The 26,845-nt window shown below is 73.3% G+C and carries 21 protein-coding genes and 1 pseudogene; 12 read left to right on the top strand and 10 right to left on the bottom strand.

Features of this window, described 5'->3' with window-relative positions; all coding sequences use genetic code 11:
• The coding region (locus AB0F10_RS29460; protein WP_360632034.1) for a sigma-70 family RNA polymerase sigma factor at window positions 1-142 on the top strand (142 nt) is incomplete at its 5' end.
• A gap of 83 nt (window positions 143-225) precedes the next feature.
• Complete coding sequence (locus AB0F10_RS29455; RefSeq protein WP_360632031.1) at window positions 226-1,539, top strand: alpha-amylase family protein; 1,314 nt, start codon at window positions 226-228, stop codon at window positions 1,537-1,539.
• Here AB0F10_RS29455 and AB0F10_RS29450 read toward each other — a convergent pair.
• A complete protein-coding gene (locus AB0F10_RS29450) occupies window positions 1,536-3,470 on the bottom strand; it encodes a sulfatase-like hydrolase/transferase (RefSeq protein ID WP_360632029.1) in 1,935 nt (644 codons plus the stop codon). The two genes, AB0F10_RS29455 and AB0F10_RS29450, sit on opposite strands and share 4 nt — an antisense overlap.
• A gap of 241 nt (window positions 3,471-3,711) precedes the next feature.
• Here AB0F10_RS29450 and AB0F10_RS29445 point away from each other — a divergent pair, with 241 nt between their 5' ends.
• From AB0F10_RS29445 to AB0F10_RS29420, 6 genes are all read left to right on the top strand, one after another.
• Window positions 3,712-6,567, top strand: coding sequence for a GH92 family glycosyl hydrolase (locus AB0F10_RS29445; RefSeq protein WP_360632026.1), 2,856 nt, complete (start codon window positions 3,712-3,714; stop codon window positions 6,565-6,567).
• 153 nt (window positions 6,568-6,720) lie between these two features.
• A complete protein-coding gene (locus AB0F10_RS29440) occupies window positions 6,721-7,389 on the top strand; it encodes a DedA family protein (protein ID WP_360632023.1) in 669 nt (222 codons plus the stop codon).
• A 43-nt stretch (window positions 7,390-7,432) separates the two neighbouring features.
• Window positions 7,433-8,863, top strand: coding sequence for an NAD(P)/FAD-dependent oxidoreductase (locus tag AB0F10_RS29435; protein ID WP_360632020.1), 1,431 nt, complete (start codon window positions 7,433-7,435; stop codon window positions 8,861-8,863).
• 2 nt (window positions 8,864-8,865) lie between these two features.
• Window positions 8,866-9,696, top strand: coding sequence for an SDR family NAD(P)-dependent oxidoreductase (locus AB0F10_RS29430; protein ID WP_360632017.1), 831 nt, complete (start codon window positions 8,866-8,868; stop codon window positions 9,694-9,696).
• 46 nt (window positions 9,697-9,742) lie between these two features.
• Complete coding sequence (locus AB0F10_RS29425) at window positions 9,743-10,723, top strand: ATP-binding cassette domain-containing protein (protein ID WP_360632014.1); 981 nt, start codon at window positions 9,743-9,745, stop codon at window positions 10,721-10,723.
• On the top strand, window positions 10,720-11,550 hold the full coding sequence (locus AB0F10_RS29420) for an ABC transporter permease (protein WP_360632011.1): 831 nt from the start codon (window positions 10,720-10,722) through the stop codon (window positions 11,548-11,550). The genes AB0F10_RS29425 and AB0F10_RS29420 overlap by 4 nt, the downstream gene beginning before the upstream one ends.
• A 2-nt stretch (window positions 11,551-11,552) precedes the next feature.
• Here AB0F10_RS29420 and AB0F10_RS29415 read toward each other — a convergent pair whose 3' ends face one another.
• From AB0F10_RS29415 to AB0F10_RS29405, 3 genes are read right to left on the bottom strand one after another with little or no spacing between them, the layout of a single operon-like run.
• Window positions 11,553-14,729 carry a BTAD domain-containing putative transcriptional regulator gene (locus tag AB0F10_RS29415; RefSeq protein ID WP_360632008.1) on the bottom strand — a complete coding sequence of 1,059 codons (3,177 nt, stop codon included), beginning with the start codon at window positions 14,727-14,729 and terminating at the stop codon, window positions 11,553-11,555.
• Between the two features lie 30 nt (window positions 14,730-14,759).
• Window positions 14,760-15,905, bottom strand: a complete 1,146-nt coding sequence (locus AB0F10_RS29410) for a hypothetical protein (protein WP_360632006.1) — start codon at window positions 15,903-15,905, stop codon at window positions 14,760-14,762.
• Between the two features lie 6 nt (window positions 15,906-15,911).
• Entirely contained in the window at window positions 15,912-18,029 is a 2,118-nt protein-coding gene (locus AB0F10_RS29405; protein ID WP_360632003.1) for an alkaline phosphatase family protein, read from the bottom strand.
• 129 nt (window positions 18,030-18,158) lie between these two features.
• On the opposite strand from AB0F10_RS29405, the gene AB0F10_RS29400 reads away from it, so the two are divergent.
• Both AB0F10_RS29400 and AB0F10_RS29395 read left to right on the top strand, forming a co-directional pair.
• Window positions 18,159-18,632, top strand: a complete 474-nt coding sequence (locus tag AB0F10_RS29400; protein WP_360632000.1) for a DUF6174 domain-containing protein — start codon at window positions 18,159-18,161, stop codon at window positions 18,630-18,632.
• 34 nt (window positions 18,633-18,666) lie between these two features.
• Complete coding sequence (locus tag AB0F10_RS29395) at window positions 18,667-19,872, top strand: glycosyl hydrolase family 18 protein (RefSeq protein WP_360631997.1); 1,206 nt, start codon at window positions 18,667-18,669, stop codon at window positions 19,870-19,872.
• Here AB0F10_RS29395 and AB0F10_RS29390 read toward each other — a convergent pair.
• The 3 genes from AB0F10_RS29390 to AB0F10_RS29380 form a co-directional block, all read right to left on the bottom strand.
• Window positions 19,869-20,669 carry a LamG-like jellyroll fold domain-containing protein gene (locus AB0F10_RS29390; protein WP_360631994.1) on the bottom strand — a complete coding sequence of 267 codons (801 nt, stop codon included), beginning with the start codon at window positions 20,667-20,669 and terminating at the stop codon, window positions 19,869-19,871. The genes AB0F10_RS29395 and AB0F10_RS29390 overlap by 4 nt on opposite strands.
• 140 nt (window positions 20,670-20,809) lie before the next feature.
• The gene (locus tag AB0F10_RS29385; protein WP_360631991.1) at window positions 20,810-22,432 is read right to left on the bottom strand and encodes a putative PEP-binding protein; all 1,623 of its coding nucleotides are present in this window, start codon (window positions 22,430-22,432) and stop codon (window positions 20,810-20,812) included.
• The gene (locus AB0F10_RS29380; RefSeq protein ID WP_360631988.1) at window positions 22,425-22,697 is read right to left on the bottom strand and encodes an HPr family phosphocarrier protein; all 273 of its coding nucleotides are present in this window, start codon (window positions 22,695-22,697) and stop codon (window positions 22,425-22,427) included. The genes AB0F10_RS29385 and AB0F10_RS29380 overlap by 8 nt, the downstream gene beginning before the upstream one ends.
• Before the next feature lie 457 nt (window positions 22,698-23,154).
• Between AB0F10_RS29380 and AB0F10_RS29375 the strand changes: the two genes are divergently transcribed.
• Entirely contained in the window at window positions 23,155-23,685 is a 531-nt protein-coding gene (locus AB0F10_RS29375; RefSeq protein ID WP_360631984.1) for a SigE family RNA polymerase sigma factor, read from the top strand.
• Complete coding sequence (locus tag AB0F10_RS29370; RefSeq protein WP_360631981.1) at window positions 23,682-24,839, top strand: hypothetical protein; 1,158 nt, start codon at window positions 23,682-23,684, stop codon at window positions 24,837-24,839. Before AB0F10_RS29375 ends, AB0F10_RS29370 begins: the two co-directional genes overlap by 4 nt.
• Before the next feature lie 10 nt (window positions 24,840-24,849).
• Here the strand turns inward: AB0F10_RS29370 and AB0F10_RS29365 are convergent, their stop codons facing one another.
• The 3 genes and pseudogenes from AB0F10_RS29365 to AB0F10_RS29355 all read right to left on the bottom strand — a co-directional run.
• On the bottom strand, window positions 24,850-25,569 hold the full coding sequence (locus AB0F10_RS29365; protein WP_360631978.1) for a tetratricopeptide repeat protein: 720 nt from the start codon (window positions 25,567-25,569) through the stop codon (window positions 24,850-24,852).
• Between the two features lie 136 nt (window positions 25,570-25,705).
• Window positions 25,706-26,659 (bottom strand): cyclase family protein, encoded by a 954-nt coding sequence (locus AB0F10_RS29360; RefSeq protein WP_360631975.1) that lies wholly within the window; start codon window positions 26,657-26,659, stop codon window positions 25,706-25,708.
• Between the two features lie 12 nt (window positions 26,660-26,671).
• Window positions 26,672-26,845 (bottom strand): annotated as a pseudogene (locus tag AB0F10_RS29355) (IS630 family transposase); the annotation flags it as partial.

The following is a 26,845-nucleotide window of genomic DNA, read 5'->3' as shown; positions in this document are numbered from 1 at the left end:
AATCCTCACCCTGCGCTTCTACGGCAACCTCACCCAATCCCAGATCGCCGACCAGATCGGCATCTCCCAGATGCACGTCAGCCGCCTGCTCACCAAGGCACTGACAAAACTGCGGTCGCAGCTGGCCAGCGAGCTCATCTGACCTGCACCGCACGCGTGGAACGCCGGCCCGGTTCGGGCCGGCGTTCTGCGTATGCTCACCAGGCGAGGAAGCGAGTTGATGCTGTGAGCGAGCCCGGCTGGGTCGAGCACGCCGTGTGGTGGCAGGTCTACCCACTCGGCTTCACCGGCGCGTACCCGTCCGGCGGGGACGGCGGCGGGCTGCCGAGGATCATCGACTGGCTGGACTACGCCATCGAGCTCGGCGCCTCGGGGATCCTGCTCGGGCCGGTCTTCGCGTCCGAGACGCACGGCTACGACACGGTCGACCACCTCCGGATCGACCCCCGGCTCGGCGCCGACGCCGAATTCGACGCACTGATCGCCGCGGCACACGACCGCGGCCTGCGGGTGCTGCTCGACGGCGTCTTCAACCACGTCGGCCGGGGCCACGCCGCCTTCCAGGCCGTGCTCGCGCAGGGCCGCGACGCGCCGACCGCGAACTGGTTCCGGCTCGGCCCGCCCGGCGACGGCGGGGAACCACGCTACGAGACCTTCGAGGGGCACGGCGCGCTGGTCGCGCTCAACCACCTCGAGCCGGCCGTCGCCGACTACGTCGCCGACGTGATGACCCACTGGCTGCGCCGCGGCGCGGACGGCTGGCGGCTGGATGCCGCGTACGCGGTCCCGGCCGAGTTCTGGGCCGCCGTGCTGCCGCGGGTCCGCGCCGAGTTCCCGGACGCGTACGTGGTGGGCGAGGTCATCCACGGCGACTACGGCGACTTCGTCACCCGCTCCACCGTGGACTCGGTGACCCAGTACGAGCTGTGGAAGGCCGTGTGGAGCGCGCTCAACGAGGGCAACTTCTTCGAACTCGGCTGGGCGCTGGACCGGCACAACGCGTTCCTGGACACCTTCGTGCCGCAGACCTTCGTCGGCAATCACGACGTGACCCGGCTGGCCAGCCGGATCGCCGACGAGCGCCACCTGCCGCACGCCCTGGCGCTGCTGCTCACGGTCGGCGGCACGCCCTCGATCTACTCGGGCGACGAGCAGGGCTTCACCGGCGTCAAGGAGGACCGCGAGCACGGCGACGACGCGGTCCGGCCGCCGTTCCCCGCCGGTCCGGGCGGCCTCGCGCCGTACGGCCGGCCGCTCTACCACCTGCACCAGGAGCTGATCGGGCTACGCCGGCGGCACCCCTGGCTGCACCGCGCCAGGACGAGCACGGTGCACCTCACCAACGAGCAGTTCGCCTACGAGGCGGCTGGCTCGGGCGGGCGGCTGCTGGTGGCCCTGAGCGTCGGCGCCGCCCCCGCCGAGCTTCCCGTGCCGTACGGGAAACGGATCCTGAACGGCGACGCCAAGCTGAGGGCGGCGGGAACACCGGACGCCACGGTGATCCTGCCCGCCGCCGGCTGGGCCGTGCTGGAAAGCTAGCGCCGAGGCGGGGCGAGCGCCTGGTTGGCGCCGCCCGACGGGCCGAACGCGGTCAGGAACTTGTCCCGGAACTGGTCCATCCGCCAGACCGGGGCCGCCGGGTCCGGCTTGAGGCCGTCGGACCAGCCCCAGTCGGAGACCTTGTCCAGCACCTTCTTGTCCTTGGCGAGGATGACGATCGGCACGTCGCGGCTGGCGCCCTCGCCCGTCACGATCTTCGAGGCCTGGTGGTCGCCGAGGATGACCATGACGGTGTTCTCGTCGCCGTACCGGTCCAGCCAGTCGGTGATCGCGGTCAGCGAGTACTGGACGGACCGCGAGTACTCGTGCTGGACCTTCGCCGGGTCCTTCCAGATCGTCTTGGCGTTCTTGCCTTCCTTCTGGATCTGCTTGTAGACCGAGCCGTCGCCGACGTCGTCCCAGTCGATGAACTGCGGGAGCGGCGCCCACGGCGTGTGGCTCGACACCAGCGGCATCTCGACCATCATCGGCGCGTGCGCGGGCCCGTGCACGTTCTTCTCTAACCAGGACAGGGTGTACTGGTCCGGCTGCGGCGACCAGCCGAACTTGGGGCCGACGTAGCCGGTGTTGCGCGAGTCGAAGACCCGGTCGTAGCCGTAGAAGCGGCCCTCCGGGAAGGCCCTGACGGCGCCCGGCATCACGCTGATCGTTTCGAATCCGGCCTTCTTGAAGGCCATCGGCAGGGTCATCCGGTCGCTCGCCATGAGGTTGCGGTAGCGCCGCTGATTGTTGGTCCACACGCCGGACAGGGTGGTGGAGTGCGCCAGCCAGCTGCCGCCGCCGAACGTCGCCGAGGTGAGGAAGCCGCTCTTGGCCGCGTAGCCGGACTTCTTCAGGTTCTCGTAGCCCTCGGTGAGCACCGCGACCGGGCCCGGTGACAGCTTCGGGTCCTCGATCGCCCCGCGGCCGTAGCTCTCGATGAAGGTGAAGAAGACGTCCTTGCCCCGCAGCCCGGTCAGAAGCTGGTCGCCCGGGGTGTTCGCGAAGGGGTCGTTCGCCACCTGCTTGGCGAACTCCTCGTCGTCGTACAGGCTGGTCCGGACGGCCCTCGCCTTGTCGAAGACGTAGAGCGCCGAACTGCGGGCGGCCACCGGGATCTGGAAGGTCTGCACGCCGAGCAGCAGCATGACCACCCAGACCGCGGTGCCCGTGAGGGCCGTGCCGACGGAGACCCGGCGGTTGCGGGCGGCGACCCTGGTGATCCGCATGGCCGCGAGGCTCATCAGCACCAGGACGGCGACGATCAGCACGATGAGCCCGACCAGCACGCCGTCGGCGCCGGCGTCGCCGATCGCGTCCTTGAGGAAGGACTGCGCGTCGTCGAGGAGGATCCAGTCGAGGATCACGTCGAACGGCCGGTTCAGGGTCTCGTGGAAGCCCATGTCGGCGATCTTCAGAACGGTCAGCACGCCGAGCCCGGCGCCGAGCACGCCCGCGGCGATCCGCTTCCACCGGCCGGGCAGCCAGACGACCAGGCCCACGGCGACGAAGAGTTCGATGGGCAGGCGCAGGTAGGTGCCGGGATTGTCCATCCGGCCGAGAACGTTGGGCATGATCAGCGCGAGGAAGACCAGCGCGATCGCCGACCCGGTGAGCACCTGCCCAGCGACCCGCCGGAAGCGGCCGCGCACCCGAACGGGCTGAGCCTCCTCCGCCGCCGCCACTGCCACCGTTTCCGGCTCGGCCGCCGCCTCGGCGTCCGGCTTCGGCTCGGCCACTGGCTCGGCGTCCGGCTTCGGCTCGGCCACCGTCACGGTGCCGGGATTGGCCCCGGCCGCCGCGTCGGCGTCCGGCTTCGGTTCGGCAGCTGCCGTCTCCGGGTCCGGATTCGGCTCGGACTCCGCCACCGTCTCCGCCTTCGGAGCACGGCGGAACCGGGCGACAAGTGCTTCGCGTACCGAACCAGACAAGACGTAGCCCTCCTCACGACATTCCCAACAGAGAACGGATCTCGGTGTTCGGTAGTTCAATCCCCCCTCCCGTTGGCGTCCCGGTGTGGCGCGCGCCACCTGCCGCCCCCGAGGCGCCCGAACGGGAAGAACCCGCGGCCGCGCCGGCCCAACCTACGGCCGACGGGGTTGACACATCGGGATTCGTCAATACAGGCTGACTCCGATGGGGCATGACATCGATGTCATCAGGGGGAAGTGCATGCTTGGATTCCGTACCGTTGCCGCACTCTCGGGTGTGCTCCTGGCCGTGCCGGCGGGCTCGACCGCCCAGGCCGCGCCGACCGCACTGGTCGCGGACCCCGCGGCATACGTGAACCCGTTCATCGGCACGACGAACCTCGGCAACACCTATCCGGGCGCGGTGACGCCGTTCGGGATGCTGGCCTGGAGCCCGCAGACCTCGCGCGGCAACCAGGTCTCGACGCCCGCGCCGGGCGGCTATCAATACACGGCGACCCGGATCCGCGGGCTCAGCCTGACCCACCTCAGCGGGGTCGGCTGCTCGGGGGCGAACGGCGACATCCCGATCATGCCGCACGTCGGTGACATCACGACGTCGCCGACCGCGGACGCCACCGACGCCGTCTACGCCAGCACGTTCTCGCACGCCAACGAGGCCGCCGAGCCCGGCTGGTACCGGGTGGGGCTGGACAGCGGGGCCGGCGCCGAGCTGACCGTGACACCGCGTACCGGCTTCGGCAGGTTCACCTTCCCCGCCGGCAAGCCGGCCGGCCTGCTGTTCCGCACCTCGATGTCGGAGACCGGCAGCGAGGCCGCCACCGTGCACCTCGACCCGGCGACGCGCACGGTCAGCGGCTCGGTGAGCGCCGGCAACTTCTGCGGCCCGCAGAGCACCGACAACTCGCACGCGTACTACACGCTGCACTTCGTCGCGACGCTCGATCAGCCGTTCGCCGCGACCGGCACCTGGAAGGACGCGACGCTGACACCGGGCGGCACCGACGCCGAGGGCGGCAGCGGCTACAGCGCCACCGGGCGGCCGAACCCGGGCCACGGCTCCGGCGGCTACGTGTCGTTCGCGCCCGGCACCACCAGCGTCGGGATGCGCGTCGCCGTCTCGTACGTGAGCCTGGACGGCGCGAGGGCCAACCTGGCGAAGGAATCGCCGAAGCGGCTGACCTTCGAGGCGATCAGGGCCCGGGCCCGCAGGGCCTGGTCGCACCGGCTCAAGAAGATCGGCATCGGCGGCGGCACCGAGGACCAGACGACGACCTTCTACACCGCGCTCTACCACGCCATGCTGGAACCGACCCTGACCAGCGACGTCGACGGTCGTTACCAGGGCGCCGACGGCGCGGCACACGACCTGTCCACCGGCCAGGCGGCCCAGTACGGGACGTTCTCCGGCTGGGACGTCTACCGCGCCCAGGTGCAGTTGCTCGCCCTGCTCGACCCGAAGATGGCCGCCGACTATGCCCAGTCGCTGTTCAACTACGCCACCCAGCGCGACGGCGAATGGGACCGCTGGCTGCTGCAGCACGGCAAGACCGCGGTGATGTCCGGCGACCCGTCGGCGGCCGCCGTGGCCGGCATGTACGCCTTCGGCGCCCGCGACTTCGACGTCCGGGGCGCCTACGAATCGCTGGTGCACGCGGCGACCGTGCCGACCGCGAACGACTCCAGCGACGCCGGCTGCAACGTCGAGTGCGTCGGCCAGCGCCCGTCCCTCGACAGGTACCTCTCGCTGGGTTACGTGCCGGCCGACGACTGCCACTGCTGGGGCGGGGCGGCCGAGACCCTGGAGGACGCGGCGGCCGACTACGGCATCGCCGAGCTGGCCAAGGCGCTGGGCGACAAGGACAACCACGCGGAGTTCCTGCGCCGCTCGCACAACTGGCGCAACGTCTTCGACCCGGAGGCCCGGGCCGACCCGGGCCTCGAGCACAACATCCGCGAGCGGATCACCGAGATCACCGCCAGCGCGGAGAACCCGCCCGGCGAGGGCAAGGCCCAGGTCTTCGACGGCGACAAGGGCACGAAGTGGCTCACGTTCGCGAACACCGGCTGGGTGCAGGCCGCTCTGGCCGCGCCGCTGACGGTCGAGCGGTACGCGCTGACCTCGGCGAACGACGTGCCGGCGCGGGACCCGAAGGACTGGCAGCTGCAGGGCTCGACCGACGGCAGCACGTGGACGGACCTCGACACCCAGACCGGCCAGACGTTCGAGGCCCGCGGCGAGACCCGGCTGTACACCGTCGCCGACCCGCGGCCGTTCAGCCGGTACCGGCTGAACGTCACCGCCAACGGCGGCGCGCCCATCGTGCAGCTCGCCGAGCTGGAGCTGGCCGACCCGGCGGTCGCGACACCGGTGCCGGCCGACGGCGCCTTCGTCGGCTGGATGCGCGACCGCTACGCCGACGGGCACTGGGCCGAGGGCTTCAGCCCGTCGACCGGCGCGGGCTTCGTCGAGGGCAGCAGCGCGCAGTACACCTGGATGGTCTACTCCGACGTCGTCGGGCTGGCCGCGGCGATGGGCGGCGACGAGGCCGCGATCGAGCGCCTCGACGCGTTCTTCCGCAACCCGGACGGCACGTTCGACCTGAGCGCCACCAAGAGCACCCGGTTCGACGCGACCAACGAGCCCGACATCCAGACGCCGTACACGTACAACTATCTCGGCGCCGCGTACCGGACGCAGGAGACGGTGCGGGCGATCATCGATGGCAAGTGGAGCAACTCGACGGGCGGCATCCCCGGCAACGACGACGCGGGCACGATGAGCGCCTGGTACGTCTTCTCCGCGCTGGGCCTCTACCCGACCGTGCCGACCCGCGCGGAGCTGGCGCTCACCACGCCGCTGTTCCCCCGCGCGGTCGTCCACCTGGCGAGTGGCAGAAACCTAAGGATCACCGCTCCGCGCACCGATGGTAAGGCGATCTACATACGGAAACTGACCCTGAACGGGAAAACGACCACCCGGAGCTGGCTGCCGGCAAGCACCATCTCCACCGGCGGCAGGCTCAGCTTCACCCTGGCAACCACACCCAGCCTGACCTGGGGAAATGGCCCGGGTGACGCACCTCCACAGAACTGACGGCGGGCCGGTCGCGGCCCTTGGCCGCAAGCGGGATGTGGGGTGCCCCGGCGAGAATTCGCCGGGGCACCCCCACGTCGGTGTTGCCCGCGGGTGGCTACCGTGTGACGTCGGGGCACGAGCCCCACACGATGACGGGAGATCGTTCAGCCCATGCCCCCCGCGGACGATCTACCCAGCTTCCTGCACGCCGTGGCGCCCATCCTGGACCGATGGGGCTATCTGGCCGTCGCGGGCGTCATCGGGGTGGAGAGCTTCGGCGTGCCCGCGCCGGGCCAGACGATCATGATCGCCGCGGCGATCTACTCGAGCTGGGGCAGGCTGGACATCTTCGCGGTCGCGGCGATCGCCTTCGTGGCGGCCGTGCTCGGCGACAACATCGGCTACTGGATCGGGGTGCGCGGCGGCCGCCGGGCGGTGCACCGCTTCGGCAAGTACATCTTCATCACCCCGGCACGCCTGGAACGCGCGGAGCGGTTCTTCGCCCGGCGCGGCAACCGGATCGTGGTGGTCGCCCGCTTCATCGACGGTCTGCGGCAGCTCAACGGCGTGATCGCCGGCATCACCGCGATGCCGTGGCGGACCTTCCTGCTCTACAACACCATCGGCGCCGCGCTCTGGGTCGGCTGGTGGACGACCGTCTCGTACCTGCTCGGCACCCATCTGGTGGAGATCATCGACCAGGTGCACGAGTACCGGTACTGGGCGATGGCCGCGGTGGTGATCGTCGTCGGCGGCTATGCCTGGCTGCACATCCGGCACGTCCGCAAGCGCCGCGCCCGCGCGGCCGCCGCACCGGAACCGCAAAAGGCCCGGGCCTGACGGCAGGATCGCCGCCGGGTTGCCCAGGCCCGATAATCCAGGAATGACCGAGCACGTAGAGGTACTCGTCGTCGGTGCCGGGTTGTCCGGCATCGGCGCGGCCTACCGGCTGCAGACCGAGTGCCCGGGCCGCAGCTACGCCATCCTCGAGGCACGTGACGCCAGCGGCGGCACCTGGGACCTCTTCCGCTACCCCGGCGTGCGGTCCGACTCCGACATGTTCACGCTCGGCTACCCGTTCCGGCCCTGGCGGCAGCCGGAGTCGATCGCGGCGGGCGGGACCATCCTCGACTACCTGCGCGACACCGCCGCCGAATACGGCATCGACAAGCAGATCCGCTACGGCCGGCGGGTGGTCGGCGCGGCCTGGTCGACGCCCGAGGCCCGCTGGACGGTGCGCACGGCCGGCGGCGAGGAGTGGACCTGCTCCTTCCTGTACGTGTGCACCGGCTACTACCGCTACGAAAGCGGCCACGAGGTCGACTTTCCGGGGCGGGGCGGCTTCGCCGGCGCGACCGTGCACCCGCAGCACTGGCCCGGCAACCTGGACTACGCCGGCAAGCGGGTGGTGATCATCGGCAGCGGGGCGACCGCCGTGACGCTGGTGCCCGCGATGGCCGAGCGGGCCGCGCACGTGACGATGCTGCAGCGCTCCCCCAGCTACCTGCTGGCCCTGCCGACCGGGGAGGGCGCCGTCAAGCGGCTGAGCCCGCGCCTGGTCCGCGCCCGCAACGTGTTCCTCGCCTGGGCGCTCTACCAGGCGTCGCGGCGCTGGCCGGAGCGGGTGGCGAAGGCGCTCAGGCAGGGCGTGGCGAAGCAGCTTCCCGCTGACGTGCCGATGGATCCGCACTTCGTCCCCCGGTACGGGCCGTGGGACCAGCGGCTCTGCATCGTGCCCGACGGGGACCTGTTCGCCGCGATGCGATCCGGCCGGGCCTCGGTGGTCACCGGCACCATCGACACCTTCACCGAGGACGGCATCCGGCTGACCGGCGGCGAGCACCTGCCCGCCGACGTGATCGTCACCGCGACCGGCCTGACGATGGTGACCTTCGGCGAGATCGCGCTGACCGTCGACGGCAGGGAGATCCACTCCCCCGACCTGCACGTCTACAAGGGCATGATGTTCGACGGGCTGCCCAACCTCGCCTGGTGCGTTGGCTACACCAACGCCTCGTGGACCCTGCGCGCCGACCTGACCTCCCGGTACGTGTGCCGGCTGCTCAACTACATGGCGCGGCACCGGATCGACGCCGCCACCCCGGTGCTTCCGGCGGCGGCCCGCGACACCGGCCGGCCGCTGATGGATCTCGACTCTGGCTATGTCCGGCGGGCAGCGGCGATACTGCCCCGGCAGAGCGACCGCCGCGCCTGGCGGATGCGCAACAACTACCTGCTCGACCTGCCGCGGATGCGGCTGAGCCGCATCGACGACGGCGACATGAGGTTCGCTCGAACCGGAACGGGAGCATGATCGTGGATCGATTCGTATTCGCCGGACGCACGTGTGTCATCACGGGTGCGGCCAGCGGCATCGGTGCCGCGCTGACGCTCGACCTGGCCCGGCGCGGTGCCGTCCTCGCGCTTGTCGACCGGGACGCCGAGGGCCTCGCACGGATCGCCGGGCAGGCCCGCGAGAGCGGGGCGAAGGAGGCCAGCGCCCACGTGGTCGACCTCTCCGACGGCGGCGACCGGCTGGACCTGGCCGCCGAGGTCGCCGCCCGCCACGGCGGCGCCGACCTGCTGATCAACAACGCCGGTGTGGCGCTGACCGGCACGTTCGACGAGGTCAGCATGGCCGACTTCGACTGGCTGATGGAGATCAACCTGCACGCGGTGATCCGGATGACGAAGGCGTTCCTGCCGCAGCTGATGAGCCGCCCCGGCGCACACGTCGTCAACATCTCCAGCCTCTTCGGCCTGATCGCCCCGCCCACCCAGGTCGCCTACGTGACCAGCAAGTACGGCGTCCGCGGCTTCTCCGAGGCGCTGCGGCACGAGCTGGCCGGCACGGTCGGCGTGACGGTGGTGCACCCCGGCGGCATCAGGACCAACATCGCCACCAGCGCCCGGCTGACGGTCGCCGACCCGGACGGCAGCCAGGCCGCCCGGGCCGCCGAGTTCACCCGCACCTCGCTGACCATGCCGCCCGAGGAGGCGGCGAAGCTGATCATCGCGGCGGTGCGGACCCGCAAACCCCGGCTGGTGATCACCTGGGTGGCCCGGATGGCCGACATACTGGCCCGGGTCGCGCCCGGTAGGTACTGGAATGTCCTCCAGCGTCAGGCCGCGAAGAGGGCCGTGTAGGCGCCGTGTCGGTGCCGTGTCAGCGGGGTCGCGCACGATTGGACGCATGACAGCTGATCTGGTGATCGAGGCCGAGGGCCTCGTCAAGCACTTCGGGTCGACGAAGGCCCTGCAGGGCGTCGACCTCGCCGTGCCCCGGGGGACCGTGCTCGGCGTTCTCGGTCCCAACGGCGCGGGCAAGACCACCGCCGTACGCATCCTCTCCACCCTGCTGAACCCCGACGCGGGCAGCGCGCGCATCAGCGGCTTCGACGTCGTCCGGGAGGCCGAGAAGGTCCGCCAGGTGATCGGCCTGACCGGCCAGTACGCCTCGGTCGACGAGGACCTGACCGGCCGGCAGAACCTGGAACTCTTCGGCACCCTGCTCGACCTCGGCCGGGCCGGCGCCCGCCGGCGGGCCACCGAGTTGCTCGAGTGGTTCGACCTCACCGACGCGGCGGGCCGGCAGGCCAAGACCTACTCCGGCGGCATGCGCCGGCGCCTCGACCTGGCCGCGAGCCTGGTCGGCTCCCCCGACGTGATCTTCCTGGACGAGCCGACGACCGGTCTCGACCCCGCCAAGCGCGAGGACATGTGGGACGTCGTCCGCACGCTCGTCAAGAGCGGCTCGACCGTGCTGCTGACCACGCAGTACCTGGAGGAGGCGGACGCGCTCGCCGACAAGATCACGGTGATCGACCACGGCCGGGTCATCGCGCACGACACCCCCGAGGGCCTCAAGCGGGTCGTCGGCGGCCAGACGCTGGAGGTACGCCCGTCGGATCCGTCGCAGTTGCGGCTGACCGCGGCGATCCTCTCCGAGGTCTCCTCGGGCGCGCCCGCCGACGAGATCCGCAAGGGCATGCTCGCCGTGCCGGTCACCAACGACCAGGCCATGACCGAGGCCGTCGCCCGGCTGGCCGCCGCGGGGGTCGCGGTCACCGAGCTCGCCCTGCACCTGCCGAGCCTCGACGAGGTCTTCTTCACCCTCACCGGGCGGACCGCCGCCGAGGACGACACGACCAAGACCAAGGAGGTGGCGGCGTGACCACGACTCTCGGCGCTTCCCGGACCGGCAACCCGGTCCTGCCCACGACGGTTACCCCGAACCCGCGGCCGTTCCGGCTCGTGCGGCACTCCCTCGCCCTCGCCAAACGCAGCCTGATCAAGACCGCGCGCACGCCCGAGGCGCTCATCGACGTGACGCTGCAGCCCGTGCTGTTCCTGGTCATCTTCGTCTACATCTTCGGCGGCGCGGTCGCCGGATCCACACACGACTACCTGCAGTTCCTGCTGCCGGGCATCCTCGCGCAGACCATCGCGACCGGCTGCATCGCGATCGGCGTGAACCTCAACACCGACATCGCCAAGGGCATCTTCGACCGGTTCCGGTCGCTGCCGGTGCCGCGCTCGGCGCCGCTGCTCGGCGCGGTGTTCGGCGACATCGTGCGGTACGTGATCGTCACCGTCTCCACGCTGGCGATCGGCTACGTGATGGGCTTCCGGATCACCACCGACCCGCTGAGCGCGCTCGCCGGTTGCGGCCTGGCGGTGCTCTTCGCGCTCTGCCTGAGCTGGCTGCCGGTCTTCGTCTCGATGAAGGTCCGCACCCCGGGCGCGGTGCAGGGCATCATGTTCGCCGCGATCATGCCGCTGAGCTTCGCCTCGAACGTCTTCGTCAACACGGCCACGCTGCCCGGCTGGATGCAGGGGTTCGTCGAGATCAACCCGCTGAGCCACCTCGTCGGCGCGATGCGGGGGCTGTTCCTCGGCACGCCGCTGAACAACCACGTGTGGTGGACGCTGGCGTGGTGCACGGGCTTCGTCGTGGTGTTCATGCCGCTGGCGCTGCGCGCGTACCGGAAGAAGGTCTGAGCCTAGGGCTTGGCGAGCAGGCCGCCCATCAGCTCCCGGACCCGGGCGCTGATGGCGGCCGCCTGCCTTCCCGGCCCGGCGGCGAGCAACTCCCGGCGCTGCTCCTGGTCGCCGAGGATCGCGGCCAGCCGCGCGCCCTCCCCGTACGGGAACACGATGCCGGCGTCGGCGCCCGCCGCGATGCCGAGCGCCCACAGCTCGCGGGCGCTCTCCCGGTCGCCGCGGAACGCCGCCAACTCGGCGCCGCCGAGCGCCCAGGCGCCGAGGGGCGGGCTCTCGTTGGTGGCCAGCGCCTCGTCGCGGACGATCGCCAGCGACTCGACCGCGCGGGCCGACGCCCGGGCCCGGGCCGACGGCAGGGCCTCGCCCACCCACAGGTGCAGGACCGCGACCTCGACCCGGAACGCGACCCGCCGCCGCGGCAGGCGCTCAGCGAGCGGGGCGATCCGGTCCAGCGCGTCGCCGTAGCGGAGCGCCTCTTCGTAGCGCCCGCGCTGCCAGGCGAGGTGGGCCAGGCCCAGGTAGGCCTGCACGACGTCGCCGTCGAAGTCGGCGCCGGCCTCGCCGTCCGGGACGGACGCCGCCAGCTCCCGCAGCCGCCGCTCGGCGTCCGGGTCGCCGTTGAGCGCCCGCCGCACGTGCAGCAGCACCCCGATCGAGCGGGCGTCCTGCTTGGCACCGACCAGCTCCATGTGCCGCACGCTGCGTTCCAGCCACTCGATGGCCCGATCGCCGCCGCCGGAGCCGGCGGAGTGCCCCACGACCTGGGCGGACATCGCCATCCCCCAGTGATCACCGGCCTGCTCGAAACGCCGGTACGCCAGCTCGGCGTCCGCGACCGAGCCCGTCGGCATCCCGCCGGTCGCCTGCAACACCGACCGCAGGAACAGGCCGAAGCCCTGCACGAACGGGTCGGGGTACGCGATCAGGCTCTCGGCGCCGCCACCGTCGGTGTCCATCCGGAGCCGGTCGAAGGCGGGCACGGCGCAGGCGAGCGCCTTCAGCCGGGCGGAGACCTCGCCGGGCCGCTCGGTGAGGAGCCGGTCCAGCGCCCGCCCCGCGAGGGCCGCGACCCGCAGCGGCCCGGTGATGCCGGCGTTCACCCCCACCATCAGGCAGAACCAGGCGAGCCGGTCGGCGTCGGGCAGCGGGCGCCCGGCCGCCGCGCCGGCCGTGATCGCGGAGCGCAGCCGGGCCCCCGGGTCGTCGGCGTGCAGCAGCCCGGCGGCCCAGCCGGTCACCTCGAGGTGCAGGCCGCGCACGCTCCACAGGTGGAACAGCGCGATGGCGATGTCGATCCCCGCGACCTCGTCATCGGCGGCCACCGTCAGGCGCAGGCCGGCCACGAGATTCTCCTGCTCGGCGGCGCAGCGGGCGAACGCACTGAGCTGGTCGTCGCCGAAGTACCGCCGCGCCAGCCCGATCGCCTCCTGCCGGGCCCAGCCGACCAGGCCGGCCGAGGCCGCCTCCCGGTCGCCGGCGGCGTTCAGCCGGGCCTCGCCGTACTCCCGGACGGTCTCGAGCATCCGGTAGCGCGGCGCCCCGCCGTCGCCCTCGAGGCTCAGCAGCGACTGCTCGACCAGGTTGGCCAGCCCGCGACGGACGTCCGGTTCGCCCGCGACCGCGGCGGCGAGGTCCGCGGTGAACGGCGCCGGGATGACCGCGAGGCGCTGCAGCAGCTCACGATCGCCGGGAGCGAGCAGCCGGCGGCTCCAGTCGACCATCGCCCACAGGCTCGCGTGCCGCTCCGGCAGCCCGCGCAGGGCGTCGTCGAGCAGCGCGAACCGGTCGCTGAGCCCGGCCAGGACGTCGTCGATCGGCATGGACCGCAGCCGCGCCGCGGCCAGTTCCAGGGCGAGCGGCAGGTTGTCCAGCCGGTGGCAGAGGGCGAGGGCACGCCGCTCGTCCCAGGTCGGCACCGCGCCGCCGGCCCGGGCCCGGCTCTGCAGCAGGCCGAGCGCCTCCGCGTCGGGCAGCGCGGCCAGACGGTGCACCACCTCCCCGGCCAGCCCGAGCGGGGCCCGGCTGGTGGCCAGGACCGCGACCTCGGGCGCGGCGGCGGCGAGCAGATCGGCGATGACGTCCGCGGCGGCGTCCAGGACGTGCTCGCAGTTGTCCAGCACCACGAGGCCGTCGAGCTCGGCCGCGATCTCCCGCAGCCGCTCCCGCGGGCCCAGCACGCGCCGTTCGAGGCTCACCCCCGGTGCGGTGGGCGCGGTGTCCGCGCCACCGAACGCGGCGACGACCGTCGGCAGCACGCCGTCCGGCGCGCGCACGCCGGCGAGAACGTTGACCCGCACCGGGCCGGTCGCGCGGCGCGCGACCTCGGCGGCGAGCCGGGTCTTGCCCGCACCGCCGGGCGCGACGACCGTCACCAGCGGCGCCCCGGCGAGCGCGGCGGCGACGGCCGAGACGTCGTGCTCCCGCCCGACCAGCGGGGCCGCCGGTCGCCGCCAGCCGGGCGGCAGCGCGGCGGCCGCCGGGCGCGGCGCGGGCGCGGCCCTGAGCTCGCCGCGCAGCAGGGCCAGATGCGCCTCGGCGAGCACCGGGGACGGATCCGCGCCGTAACGGTCGGCCAGCTCGGCCCGCAACCGCTCGACCACCTCCAGGGCCTCGGCGTCACGACCCTGCGCGGCGAGCACCCGCACGAGCAGCGCGGCGGCCGGTTCGTCCGGGGGCGGATGCGCGACGAGCCGGCGCAGGTCGTCCTCGTCGAACGCCCCGGCCCCGGCCAGCGCCGCCTCGGCCCGCAGCGCGGCGACGTCGGCGAAGAGCCGGGCGCCCGCGGCGAGGTCGGGGGTCTCCGGGAACCGGGCCCGGGCCGCGTCGGCGGCCGAGCGCGCGGCCGCGGCGTCACCGCGGCGCAGCGCGGCGCGCGCCCGCTCGATCGACTCACGTACGGCCACCGCGTCGACGTCCACCCGGTCGGCGGGCACCCGGTAGCCGCCGGGAACCGCCTCGACGGGCAGGCCGAGCCGCCGCACCCGGGACACCAGGGCCTGCAGCGCACCGGCGGAGCCGTCCGGCGGATCGCCCTGCCAGACCGCCTCGACGAGCGCGGCCGGGTGCACCGCCCGCCCCCGAGCCTCGATCAGCTCACGGACCAGCGCGGCCAGCCGCTCGCCCCGCACCGGCCGCCCATCGACGGCCAGCACCCCCAACGTCGTAACCGTGGTCATGATGCCGCCCATCATGACCCGCGACGAAGCTCAACTGAAAAACGCCAGGCGCTTTCGGGGTTCGCCGTTGATGGTGGTGAAGTCGCCGCCGGCCGCGACTACGGCGTGGGCGCGGTCGACGGTCAGGACGCGGACGCCGATGACCCCGTTGCCCCGCGGCGCCCAGTCGGTGAGCGCGCCGCGGCCGTCGATCGCCGCGAGCTTGACCCGGTCGACGCCGCCGCCGGTGCAGGCGCCGTGCACCCCGTTGCTGTCGGTCAGGCAGGCCCGGTCGAAGTGGCCGCCCACGTAGACCGTGCCGCCCAGCGAGGTGATGGCCACGGCGTCGCCGTCGAAGAGCCGGGTCCAGCGGACCGCGCCGAGGCTCGTGTACGCGGTGGCCCGGCCGCCCTGGCCGCCGGTCGCCGCGTACACGCCGCCCGCGTCGGTGGCGAGCGCGTTGACCTGGGCCTGCACGCGCGGCCGGAAGCCGGGGTACACCGCGCCGGTGCGGCCGGAGAGCGCTGCCAGGCGCAGCGTGCCGCCGACTCCGCTGATCATGTGGAAGGCGCCGCCCGCGTAGACCAGGGGGCCCGACGCGGCCAGGGCGTGCACCGAGTCGTCGGCGCTGGGCCGCCACCCGCCGTCGAGCGCTCCGGCGTCGAGCGTGAACGCGGCCAGGTTGCGGCGTTCCCGGCCGTCGATCGCGGTGAAGCTGCCGCCGACGTAGAGCCGGCCGGCGGCGATCGCGAGGGCGTACGGCGCCCCGGTCACGACGTGCGAGAACGTGCCGACCTCGCCGGTGGACGCGTCGAGGCGGGCGAGGGCGTCGCGCCGGGCGCCGGAGATCCGATGGAAGTCGCCGCCGGCGTAGACCGAGGTGCCGCTGATCGCCAGGGCGCGAACCGTGGCGTCGGCCGCCGGGTGCCAGTTGAGCAGCGCCCCGGAGGACACGTCGAACGCCGCCAGCCGCTGCCGCGCGTAGGTTCGCCCGCCCCATCCGACGCTGGTGAACGACCCGCCGACGTAGACGGCGTCGCCGCGGTACGCGATGGCGTACACGGATCCGTTGAAGAGCGGTGCCTTCGCCGGGCTGGAGCCGACCGCCTGGGCGGGCCCGGTCCCGGCCGTCGCGGCGACGGCGGCGACCACGCCGAGGGCCAGCAGGGTATTACGCGCAAATCGGAGGGAACTCACATTTGTCTAACGGTCCCGGCTCGGGGAAAGTCTCGCCGCCCCGCCGTCGTGATAGCTCGGTGCCTGAGCAAATCCCTGGAGCTCCGGCGCCGCGCCGTCGACGAGTTCGCGGGCGGCCGGCACCCGGGCGCGCAGGCCGAGCAGCTCGAGCCATTCGACCAGCTGCCGGTGCACCGCGTCCGGCCCGTCGAGATCGCCGTGGGTGATCTGCCAGTCGGCCGGATGCACCAGCATCGCGTCGGTCTGCCAGCCGCCGAGGCCGCCGTGCGAGCCGACCAGCTCCTCGAACGCCGCCACCTCGTCGGTCACCGGGTCCACCGAGCTGATCAGCACCAGGTCGCCGACGTGCGCCGACCGCTGGTGGCGCAGCAGGTCGGCGCGGGCCTGCGGGCCGTACGGCAGCAGCGGATCCGCGCCCTCGACGGTGCCGTCGGCGAGCCGGTGCACGCCCGCGGCGCCGACCGCCACCGGCCCGTCGTCGTCGACGACGACCAGCCCGACGCCGGGGTGCCCGGCCAGGCCGGCGATGAGCTGCGGGTACTCCCGGTCGATCCGGGCCCGGTCGAGCCGTTCCGGGAAGCGGGTCAGGTAGATCAGCGCCAGGTTGCCCGACGAGACGACCAGCAGCGGGGCCACCGGCGAGGGCGGGAAGTCCGGCTCGTCGGTCGCCTCCTGCTCGGCGGGGGCCGCCGGGGCGTCCGCCCGGTCCGGCGCCGAGAAGCGCTCGACCACCTCGTCGAGGGTCTCGCCGTGCCGCTGCCGGAAGGTGGCACCCTGGCTCTGTCCGTGGTCGGAGAGGATCACGATGCGGTAGCGGCGGGCGGCCTCCGGCGCCAGCCGCTCGAGCACCCCGAGCATCCGGTCCAGGCTCTCCAGCTGCCGCATCGACTCGGGCCGGGCCGGGCCGGCGTGGTGCGCCACCTCGTCGTAGTCGACCAGGTCGCAGTAGACAGCCGGCGCGCCGCGGGCCATCTGCTCGGCGATCAGCGAGATGTTCACGTCGCGCAGCAGCATCGACGCGGGCCGCAGGGCCAGGAAGGCCCCGGACCGGCTCACCCGGGGCTGCAGGTTGCGGCGGCGCTGCAGCCGGGCCTGGTGCAGCTCGGTGAAGACCTCGCCGACGCCGAGCACCAGCGCCCGGGTGAAGCCGAACGGGCTGGCCATGAACGCCGCCCAGCCGCGGGCCGAGCGACCGGGCAGGGCCGCGTGGCTGACGGTGAGCAGGTTGATCACCGCGTCGCCGGAGAACGCGTTGCCGATGCTGACGCCGCCGTCGCGCAGCAGCCCGTTGCCGTCGGAGAACCGCCGCTCGATCATCGCCGCGTCGCGGGGACGGTTCGACACGATCAGGCGGCCGTCCTGCTTCTCGTACCAGCGGAAGCCGGGCACCTGCTGGGACGCGCCGTGCAGGATGCCGGCCTGCGAGGCGGGCGTCGTCGACGGCAGGCCGGTGTGCCAGCCGCGCATCGCGTGCGTGCCCGCGCGCAACCAGCGCCCGATGGTCGGCAGGTTGCCGGCGCGTACGGCCCAGCGCAGCACCGGCTCGCTGACCCCGTCGAGCTGCACCATCAGCAGGCCCGGCTCGGTGCCCGGCGGCGGCCGGCGCAGCGTGATCAGGCGGCCGCCCGTCTGCCGGGCCTGGCGCCGGCGGATGCCGCGCATGAGCCGCCGGGCCTCCTTGACGAAGGTGTCCTCGGTGCCGCTGTCGACCATCCAGTCCAGGATCGCCGCGCACACCACGGCCAGCACCGCCGCGAAGCCGACGGTCGGCCAGCCGCTGAGCCGCTTCGACGGGTCCAGCTCCAGCGCCACCACCATCACCATGACCTGGGCGACCACGCCGAGCAGCATCGCGCCCCAGCCGCCCAGCGCGACGACGCCGGCCAGCAGCAGGGGCCGCAGCACCGCGCCGACGGCGGCGACGAGCACCACCAGGCCGAGCGTGTCCAGCACGTCCGTGCTGCGCACGCCGGGCATCAGCCACAGGGTGAAGCTCAGGACGAAGAAGGTGGTCGCCGCGCTGCGGATGACCGCGCGGGCCCGGTCGACCACCCGCGGCCAGGCGAAGACCGCGCGTAGCGCCTCCCGGCGACCCCGCGGGCTCCCCCCAGTGCTTACGGCCACCGGAAAACGATCGCACAGCCGGGCCGGGCCGCGCGCCCGAGGCGGCCAACGCCATTCACCACTCCGGGCGGAACCGGCACCGCGCCGACCGCGTCGGACCCCGATAGCGTCGACTCCGTGGAGGACACCGTGCGAATCAGGACCGTTCTGCCCGGCATTGCGCTGCTCGTGCTCTCCGGCGCGTGCGCCGGCGAGCAGCCCAGCGTGATGCGGGAGGCCCCGGCCACCTGGGCGGTGCCGGCCAAGTACGGCTTCACCCTCGAGTCCGAGTGCGGCGAACGGGCGCTGATCGGCCGCTTCCAGGTCACCGTCGTCGACGACAAGGTGGTGCACGCCGCGGGCCTCGACGACTCCGCCCGCCGGGCCCTGATGCTGCGCCTGGCCGACCTGGTGCCCACCCTCAAGCAGCTCGAGACCGAGGCCGAGACCGCGCGGCGCCAGGGCGCCGACGAGGTCGTGCTCGAGCGGGACCCGTTCGACGCCCACCCCACGAAGATCGCCATCGACCCGTCGTCGAGCGCCGTCGACGACGAGGAGTGCTACACGATCGAGGACTACACGATCGGGCTAACGCAGGCGCCGTCCCCGGCCGCGTCACGATAGGTTCGTGGCTCGGCGATGGGACCGGGAGGCCCGCATGCGGGTCGTACCCCTCGTTCTGTCGGCCGTGCTGTTGACGGCCGCCGCCTGCGACTCGTCGTCGCCACCCGCGCCGCCGCCCGCCGCGCCGCCGGTCGCGGCCGCACCGCAGCGGGTGGTCGGCTACTTCACCGACTGGGGCGTATACGGGCGCAACTTCCAGGTCCGCGACGTCGCGGCCGACCGGCTCACCCATCTGGTCTACGCGTTCGGCAAGCTCGACGACGGCGGATGCGCCACAAGCGACAGCTGGGCCGACTTCGAGAGGCCGATCGCGGCGGCGGACAGCGTCGACGGGATCGCCGACACCCCCGGCGGGCTGCGCGGCAACTTCGGCCAGCTACGCAAGCTCAAGGCCGCGCACCCGCGGCTCAAGGTGATCTGGTCGTTCGGCGGCTGGACCGGCTCGAAGGGCTTCACCGAGGCCGCGCGCGATCCGGACGGCTTCGCCGCCTCCTGCCACCGGCTGCTCACCGACTCCCGCTGGGCCGGCGTCTTCGACGGCATCGACATCGACTGGGAGTACCCGAACGCCTGCGGGCTGGTCTGCGACGCCAGCGGGCCGGGCGCCCTGCCGGCCCTGCTCACCTCGCTGCGCGCCGAGTTCGGGCCGGCGGCGCTGGTCACCGCCGCGGTGCCCGGCGACCTCGGCAAGCTGAAGGCCACCGACTATGCGGCCGCCGCCCGCCCCGCGGACTGGCTCGGCGCGATGACCTACGACTTCTTCGGCACCGGGGCCGGCACCGGGCCGACGGCGCCGCACTCGCCGCTGACCGCGTACCCGGGCATTCCGCGCGAGACCGCGACGACCGATGCCGCGATCACCGCGCTGCTCGGTCTCGGCGTTCCGGCGGAGAAGGTGCTGCTCGGGGTGGGCTTCTACGGCCGCGGCTGGACGGGGGTCGGCAAGGCCGGCCCGGGCGGCAGGGCGAGCGGGCCGGCGCCGGGCAGCTTCGAGAAGGGCATCGAGGACTACGCCGTGCTGCGCGAGACCTGCCCGCCCACCGGGACAGCGGGCGGCACCGCCATCGCCTTCTGCGACGGCCGGTGGTGGGGCTACGACACCCCCGGGACCATCGGGACCAAGATGGCGTACGCCAGGGGCAGGGGCCTCGGCGGCGCCTTCGCGTGGGAGCTGTCGGGTGACACCGCGGACGGGGAGCTGGTCTCCGCAATGTGGACCGGGCTGCGGCCTTCGGCCTAGCCGATGCGCACCCAGACGTTGTCGAGGATGCCCTGGAACTGGTCGTTGTCCGGGTAGGCGCCCTTGCCGCCGAGGCTGAGCGGGCGGTTGTTGGCGACCGACAGCCCCTCGGAGATCACCCGGTTGCCGCGGACCGCGCCGTCGACCAGCACGGTCAGGGCCCCGGCCCGGCGGCGGCACTCGATGGCGTGCCAGCTGCCGTCCGCCACCGGCACGGAGCTGGTGACGAGCTTGATCCCCGGCTGGGCGCCGACCAGCACGCAGCTGGCCCGCCCGGCGACGCCGTCGACCTGCAGCTTGTACTGGCTGCTGGTCGCCGAGTAGCCCTTCTGCAGGATGTTCTGGCCCTTGGTGGTCTGGCCCGGGGACAGCAGCACCATGGCGCCGTACGAGATCGGCCTCGTGCCCGGGTTGAGGTTGGCGGCGCTCGGGCTCTGCAGCGCGGCGTGCGGGCAGCGCCCGGTGGTGCACTTGGCCGGGAAGCGCACCGCCCCGCCGCTGCCGTGGTGCACGGCGAGCACGGTGCCGCCGTTGCCGGCGACCAGACGCAGCGTGTGACCGTTGCCGGAGTCGTCGGCGATCAAACTGGACCGTCCGCCGTCGAAGGCGTACCACGCGACGATCCTTCCGGCGCTGATCGCCGCCCGGTGGCCGGCCGCCCGCACCGCCGTGCTGCGGGCCGGCGCCGATGTGGCGGGTCGGTCTGCGGTCTGCGGACGGGCCGCTGCCGGGGCGTGAACGGTCCCGATGAAGGTCCCGGCGAGGATCGCGGAGACGGCTAGGCGACGAAATAACATGTCCGAATTATTACTTGTGAACCATTTCGAGATTCCCGCAATCGGCTAGGAGGGTCGGTCGATCATGGGAGACGTTCGGACTAATCCCCCGTTGGCGTGAACCCCGGCGGGCCGAGCCGGCCGCCCCGGTCAGTGGCCGGTCAGACCCGGGTGACCGCCGCCCGGGCCGCCGCCGGTGACCCCGCGGCGAGCGCCCGCTGGGCCGCGGCCCGGCACTCGTCCACTGTGTGCGCGGCCAGCGCCGCCCGGACCGCCGGTATCGCCGCGGGCGACATCGACAGGCTGCTCACGCCGAGGCCCGTCAGCACCACCGCGAAGGCGGGATCCGCCGCCGCCTCGCCGCAGACCCCGACCGGGCGGCCGACGGCCGCGCCCGCCGCCGCGCAGAGGGCGATCAGCGACAGCAGCGCCGGCTGCCACGGGTCCAGCAGGTCCGCGAGCTCACCGCTGCTGCGATCGGCCGCGAACGTGTACTGGCTCAGGTCGTTGGTGCCGACGCTGAGGAAGTCGACCGTCTGCAGGATCTCGGCGGCGCGGACGGCTGCGGCCGGCACCTCGATCATCACGCCGACCGTCGACAACCCGGCGTCGCGGCACAGCGCGGTGAACTCGGCGGCCTCCGCCACGGTCGTCACCATCGGGGCCATGACGGCCACCCGGGCCGTGCACCGCCGGGCCGCCTCGGCGATCGCCGCGATCTGGGTGCGCAGGATGTCCCCGCGGCGGCGGGCCACGCGCAGCCCGCGGAGGCCCAGCGCCGGATTCGGCTCGTCGTGCTCGCGCAGGAACGGCAGCGGCTTGTCCGAGCCGGCGTCGAGGGTGCGGACGATGACCTGGCGGTCCGGCATCGCGGCGAAGACCTCCGCGTACGCGCCCGCCTGCTCGGCCAGCGTCGGCGGGTCCACATGGTGCTGGAACAGCAGCTCGGTGCGGAACAGCCCGATGCCCTCGACGGCGGCACCGTCCAGCTCGGCGGCGCTGCCGATGTTGGCCAGCAGCGCCACCCGGTGCCCGTCGGAGGTCCGCCCCCGATGGTCACCGGCGGGCGCCGGGGGCGGCGCGGGCGGCGGGGCCTGGTCGCCGGACGCGCCGACCGTGACCCGGCCGGTGGTGCCGTCGACCGTGACCGTCGTGCCGTCCGGGATCTCCAGCGCGCCACCGCAGGCGACCACCGTCGGCAGGCCGCGGACCCGGGTCAGTATCGAGGTGTGGCTGACGAAGCTGCCCGCCGAGGTGACGACGGCGAGCACCAGCGCCGGGTCGAGCAGCGCCGCGTCGGCCGGGGCCAGGTCGACCGCGACCAGCACGAACGGGCAGCCCGGCGCGGGCAGCGCCGGCATGGCCACGCCCAGGCAGTGCGCGACGACCCGGTCGCGCAGGTCGTCCAGGTCGGCGGCGCGCGCGGCCAGCCGCCCGCCGGCCGCGAGCAGCGAGGAGCGGTGCTCGGCGAGCACCGCGGCGACCGCGTGCGGCGCCTCGTGTCCATTGCGCACCGCCGTCGCGACGCCGTCGCGCAGCACCCGGTCGACGGCGAGCGCGGCCTGCACCCGCAGGATCTCCCCGGAGACCTCGTCGGCGGCGGCCGCCGCGCGCAGGCCGATCTCGGCGCCGACCGCGTCGATCGCGGCGAGGGCGCGGTCCACCTCGCGATCCGGGTCGGTCACCGGCCGCGGCGCGGGCAGCCGGGGCGGATCGGCCAGCCGGTACGCGGGCCCGGTGGCCGTGCCGGCGCTCACGCCGAGGCCGCGCAGCAGGTCAGGCACGGGCGACGTCGGGGTCGGCGGCGAGCAGCACCGCGAGGTTCTCCAGCGCCACGTCCGCGCCCCTCCCGTACGCCTCAAGGATCAGCTCCGTGCCGCACAACGCGCCCAGGCCCAGCAGCGAGAGGACACTGTCGGCGGGCACCGCCGGGTGGTACACGGTGTGAACGGTGACCGGCACCGGCTGCAGCGCCGCCGCCGCCGCGATCCGCGAGGCCGCCCGCAGGTGCAGCCCGCCGCGGCCGCCCAGCAGCACGGTGCGGATCACCGCCGGGCCTCGGCGGCTTCGTCCACGTAGCACGGCGGAAAGCCGGGAAGCCGGTGTAGCTGCGGTGCGTGCATCGCGTCCACCGGCCCGATCGAGTTATTGGTGGATCCGTTGTACCGACGAGATCACCTACTGTCAACGGCCGCGTATCGCGCCTTCCTCAATTCCCGGCGCCGCGCCGCACGGGTGCGCAAGACGCGGGGCCGGGCCGGAAACGTTCCGGATCATGAAGGCCGTTCGGCCACCGCGAATCGACCGAAAGGACCGTCGTCCGCCCGCCGATCCATTCGCGTCATTGACTGCGTACGGCGGCAGCCGGTGCCGATGTAACGGGGGGCACCGGCTGGCGCTTTCCTACGTAGTCGGCGAAGCGAGCAGACCCGTGACCGCAGAAGCGGTGATTGACCGCAAGCTGTACGATCACGGCTCTTTCCGCACGCCGATCGGACAGCCGAGAATGGATGATGCTCGCGATTTCGCTTATGCGGATTTCGTTCGTGAGCGTTCCCATGCCCTGCTGCGTTCGGCATTCCTGCTGACCGGCGACCAGCACCTCGCCGAGGACCTCGTGCAGGAGGCGCTGGCACGCACCCATCGGGCCTGGTCACGGCTGGAACGGCCGAGCAACGCCGAGGCATACGCCCGCAAGGTCATGTACCACGCCCAGGTCTCCTTCTGGCGGCGGCCGAAGGTCGCCGAGGCGCTGCCCGGTGACGGTCTGGAGCGACACGGTGGCAGCGTCGACGATCCCGCCGAGGCCGCGGTCCGCCGGATCACCCTGCAACGCGCCCTGGCGACGCTCAGCCCGAAGCAGCGCGCGGTGATCGTGCTGCGCTACTTCGAGGACCACACCGAGGCGGAGGCCGCGCAGATGCTCGGCGTCTCGGTCAGCACGGTCAAGACCCAGTGCGGCCGCGCCCTCGACCGGCTGCGCCTGCTCGTGCCCGACCTGCGCACGCTCGCCGACGTCCAGGAGGCCGGGCGGTGACCAGTCCCAATCCGCTGCACGAGGAGCTGCGCGAGCTCGCCGACGTGGTCGTCCCCGCCGACCTTTACGAGCGTTCGCTGATCCGGTCGCGCAGGATCGGCCGCCGGGAGGCCGCGATCGGCACGACGGCGGCGGTGCTCGCCCTGGCCCTGCTGGGCAGCGGCCTGTGGCGGCTGCCCAAGGGGGCCGAGCCGGCGCCCCCGACCGCGGCCGCCCCCGTCGGCCCGTCGGCCTCGGCGCCGGTGATTCCGGCGGCGTCCGCGGCGGCCACCTCGCAGGGCGGGGAAACGGGCAACAGGTCCTTCGGCGCGCACCGGCCACGCCCGCACAGCTCCAGCTCTCCGCGATCGACCGCGCTGGGCGACCTGCCCGGCCAGATCTTCTACGCCGGAGACGACGAGGGCGAGGACGACGGGCGCCTGGTCCGGCTGACCGGCACGGGGGAATCGTCGACCGTGTTGTCTGGCGCCTACTCCTCGGCCGGCGTATCGCCGGACGGCTCCCGGATCGCCTACGTGAACGACGGGGCGCTGATGGTGGTGGACACGGACGGCGACGATCCGCGGCAGGTCTACGCGGGAACGACCTCCGGCGCGCAGCCGCCCGCGTGGTCTCCGGAGGGCGGCCGGCTGCTCATCGACGCTGCCGAGCCCGGCGTGCTCGACGTGGCCACCGGCCGGCTGGACCCGCTCTCCGAGGGCCTCGATGGCCGGCATTTCCGCTGGTCCGGCGATGGCACCACGCTTGTCTACGCGACGTCGGACTGCGGCCTCGAGGTGGCCGGCACGACAGCGGATTCGGGCACCCCGGTGCCGGATCAGAGCGGGACGGACGGCCGGGCCGCGTGCGTCCCGGTCAGTGTCGACGCGACCGGCAGTCTGGTGTCCGTGCAGCTCGAGCCGGCCGCCGCGACGGAGCCGGCCGAGGCTCCCGCCGACGCGATCCTGGACACGGTGACCGGTGACATCGTCGACCTGCCCGTCACCGGCAAGATCATCGGCGCGGTGTTCGACCCGGACGGCAACCTGCTGGTCCGCTCGCAGAAGCGCGGCAAGAACCGGCTCTGGCTGTTCGCCCCGGACTTCACGCTGCTCGTGCAGGCCAGGGAGCCGTCGGCGCTCAGGGGTCTCGACCTGCTGGCATACACCCGATAGCCCGAGGCTCTCAGGGCAGGAACTCCTCCGGGCGGGTCGGCGCGTCCGCGCCGCCCTCGCGCTTGCCGAAGATCTTCCAGCCGCGCTTGCGCTTCTCCGGCGCGCGCACGCTCTCCCCGTTCAGGACGGCGAGGCGGTGCTGGGCGACCGGGTTCTCCGGCTCCAGCCGCAGCGAGAGCAGGAACGCCTGACGGGCCTGGTCCGCGTGGCCCAGCGCGTCCAGGGTGACGCCGTGCGTGAAGTAGTAGTGCGCCTCGTTCGGCTCGAGCCCGACGGCGGTGCGGGCGGCCTGCTCGGCGTCCGCGTACTGGCGGTCGGCGGCGAGCAGCGACCAGGCGACCCGGTCGTGCCAGAGCGGGTTCTTCGGCTCGACGATGACCGCGCGGTAGGCCATCGTGACGGCCTCGTCGTGCCGGCCGAGCAGGGTCAGCGCGCGGCTCGCGATCCCGAGCGGGCGGGGATCCTCCGGCGCCAGGGCGATGGCGCGGTTCGCGGCCTCCAGCGCCGGGTCCACCTGGTCGAGCACGAGCCGGATGCGGGCCATCAGGATCCAGCCGGCCGCGGAGTCCGGGTCGGCGGCGAGCACGGGTTCCAGGTGCGCCGCGGCGGCGGCGGGGTCGACCCGCTCGAACAGCGCGGCGGCGCGCGCGACCCCGATCTCGGTCGGCGTGGTCAGTCCGGGAGTGCCGGGCCTCTGCACCTTCAGCGGGCCCGCCTCCAGGTCGGTCATCGACGTCCTCCGGGATCGAAGCTCACACGGTCATCATCGACACGGTAGCTGCCGTTATGCACGATTTCCCCGAATCCCACCCAAGCGGAGGAGACCGGCACCCGGGGGACACCGCGCGGCGCGACCGGCCCGGGCCTCAGGCCCCGGACGCCGGCAGCCGCCCCGCCGGCCCGAGGCCGTGCGGCTCGCTCGCGGGGACCGACGCGTACGCTCGGACCGGGAACGTCCCGAACGCCGCCACCCGCGGCGGCGCCGCGGTGAACCGGGCGCCGGTCGGCGGCAGGCCCGCGAGCCCCGTCAGGTGCTCGACGATCGGGATCCCGGCGCCGAGCAGCGAGGTGTGCGCCGGACGGGCACCGCCCGCCGCCGGGGTGGCGTCGTCGATGTTGACCGCGTCGATGCCGACCAGCGCGGCACCGTGGTCGATCAGCCACCGCGCGCCGGCGCCGGTCAGGTAGGGCGCGTCGACCGCGTAACGGGGCGTGGCCCAGTGTGCGTCGCCGCCGGTGTGCAGCAGCACCGCGCGGCCGGCGACGTTGAGGCTCTCCAGCTCCTCGACGCCGACGCCGCGCACGCCGCTGCCGACGGTGCGGACGACGATCGCGGGCAGGTCGACCAGGCGCTCCAGCGGGATGCCGGCCAGGTCGGTGCCGTCGTCGTAGCGGTGGAACGGGCTGTCCAGGTAGGTGCCGGTGTTGCCGACCATGCTGATCCGGTCGATCGCGAACTCGGTGCCGGGCGCGTAGATCCCGCGCGAGGCCTCGCGGGTCAGGTGCGGCGTGATCTCGGGTACGGGCAGCCCGGGGTACGTGGTCATGCCCGCGGAGATGACGTGGCTGAGCTCGACCCAGCGCCGGCCGGGCTCGGACGGCCCGCCGGGGGTGCCCAGGTGCGGCTCGGCGAAGATCCGCACGCCGCTCAGCGTCACGCGGTCGACCAGCAGCAGCCGGCAGGCCGCCAGGAACAGCGCGGAGATCTCCGCCTCGGTCGCGTCGGCGTTCGGCACGTCCACCCGGAATCCCTGCGTCTGCAGGCCGCCGCCGTTGCGGAAGGTCACGGTGGCGTCGAACTCGGCCCGATATTGCAGCACTGTCGCTCCCTGCTAAGCCCCTGGCGAGAACTCCTTCCCGTAACCCTCGGGTAGCCAGGGCGAGGTCCAGGGTGCCGCGGTGGTCAGGTTTTGGGTGTTGGTGCGGTGTTGGAAGAACGCGTGGGTTTGGTGTGTCCGGTCGGTGATGGTCGCGGCGAAGGTGTTCGCGAGTTGTCGTTTCAGCGC

Source organism: Actinoplanes sp. NPDC026623 (assembly GCF_040638275.1).
Taxonomy (GTDB): domain Bacteria; phylum Actinomycetota; class Actinomycetes; order Mycobacteriales; family Micromonosporaceae; genus Actinoplanes.
This window is presented reverse-complemented; position numbering and strand designations above follow the sequence as displayed.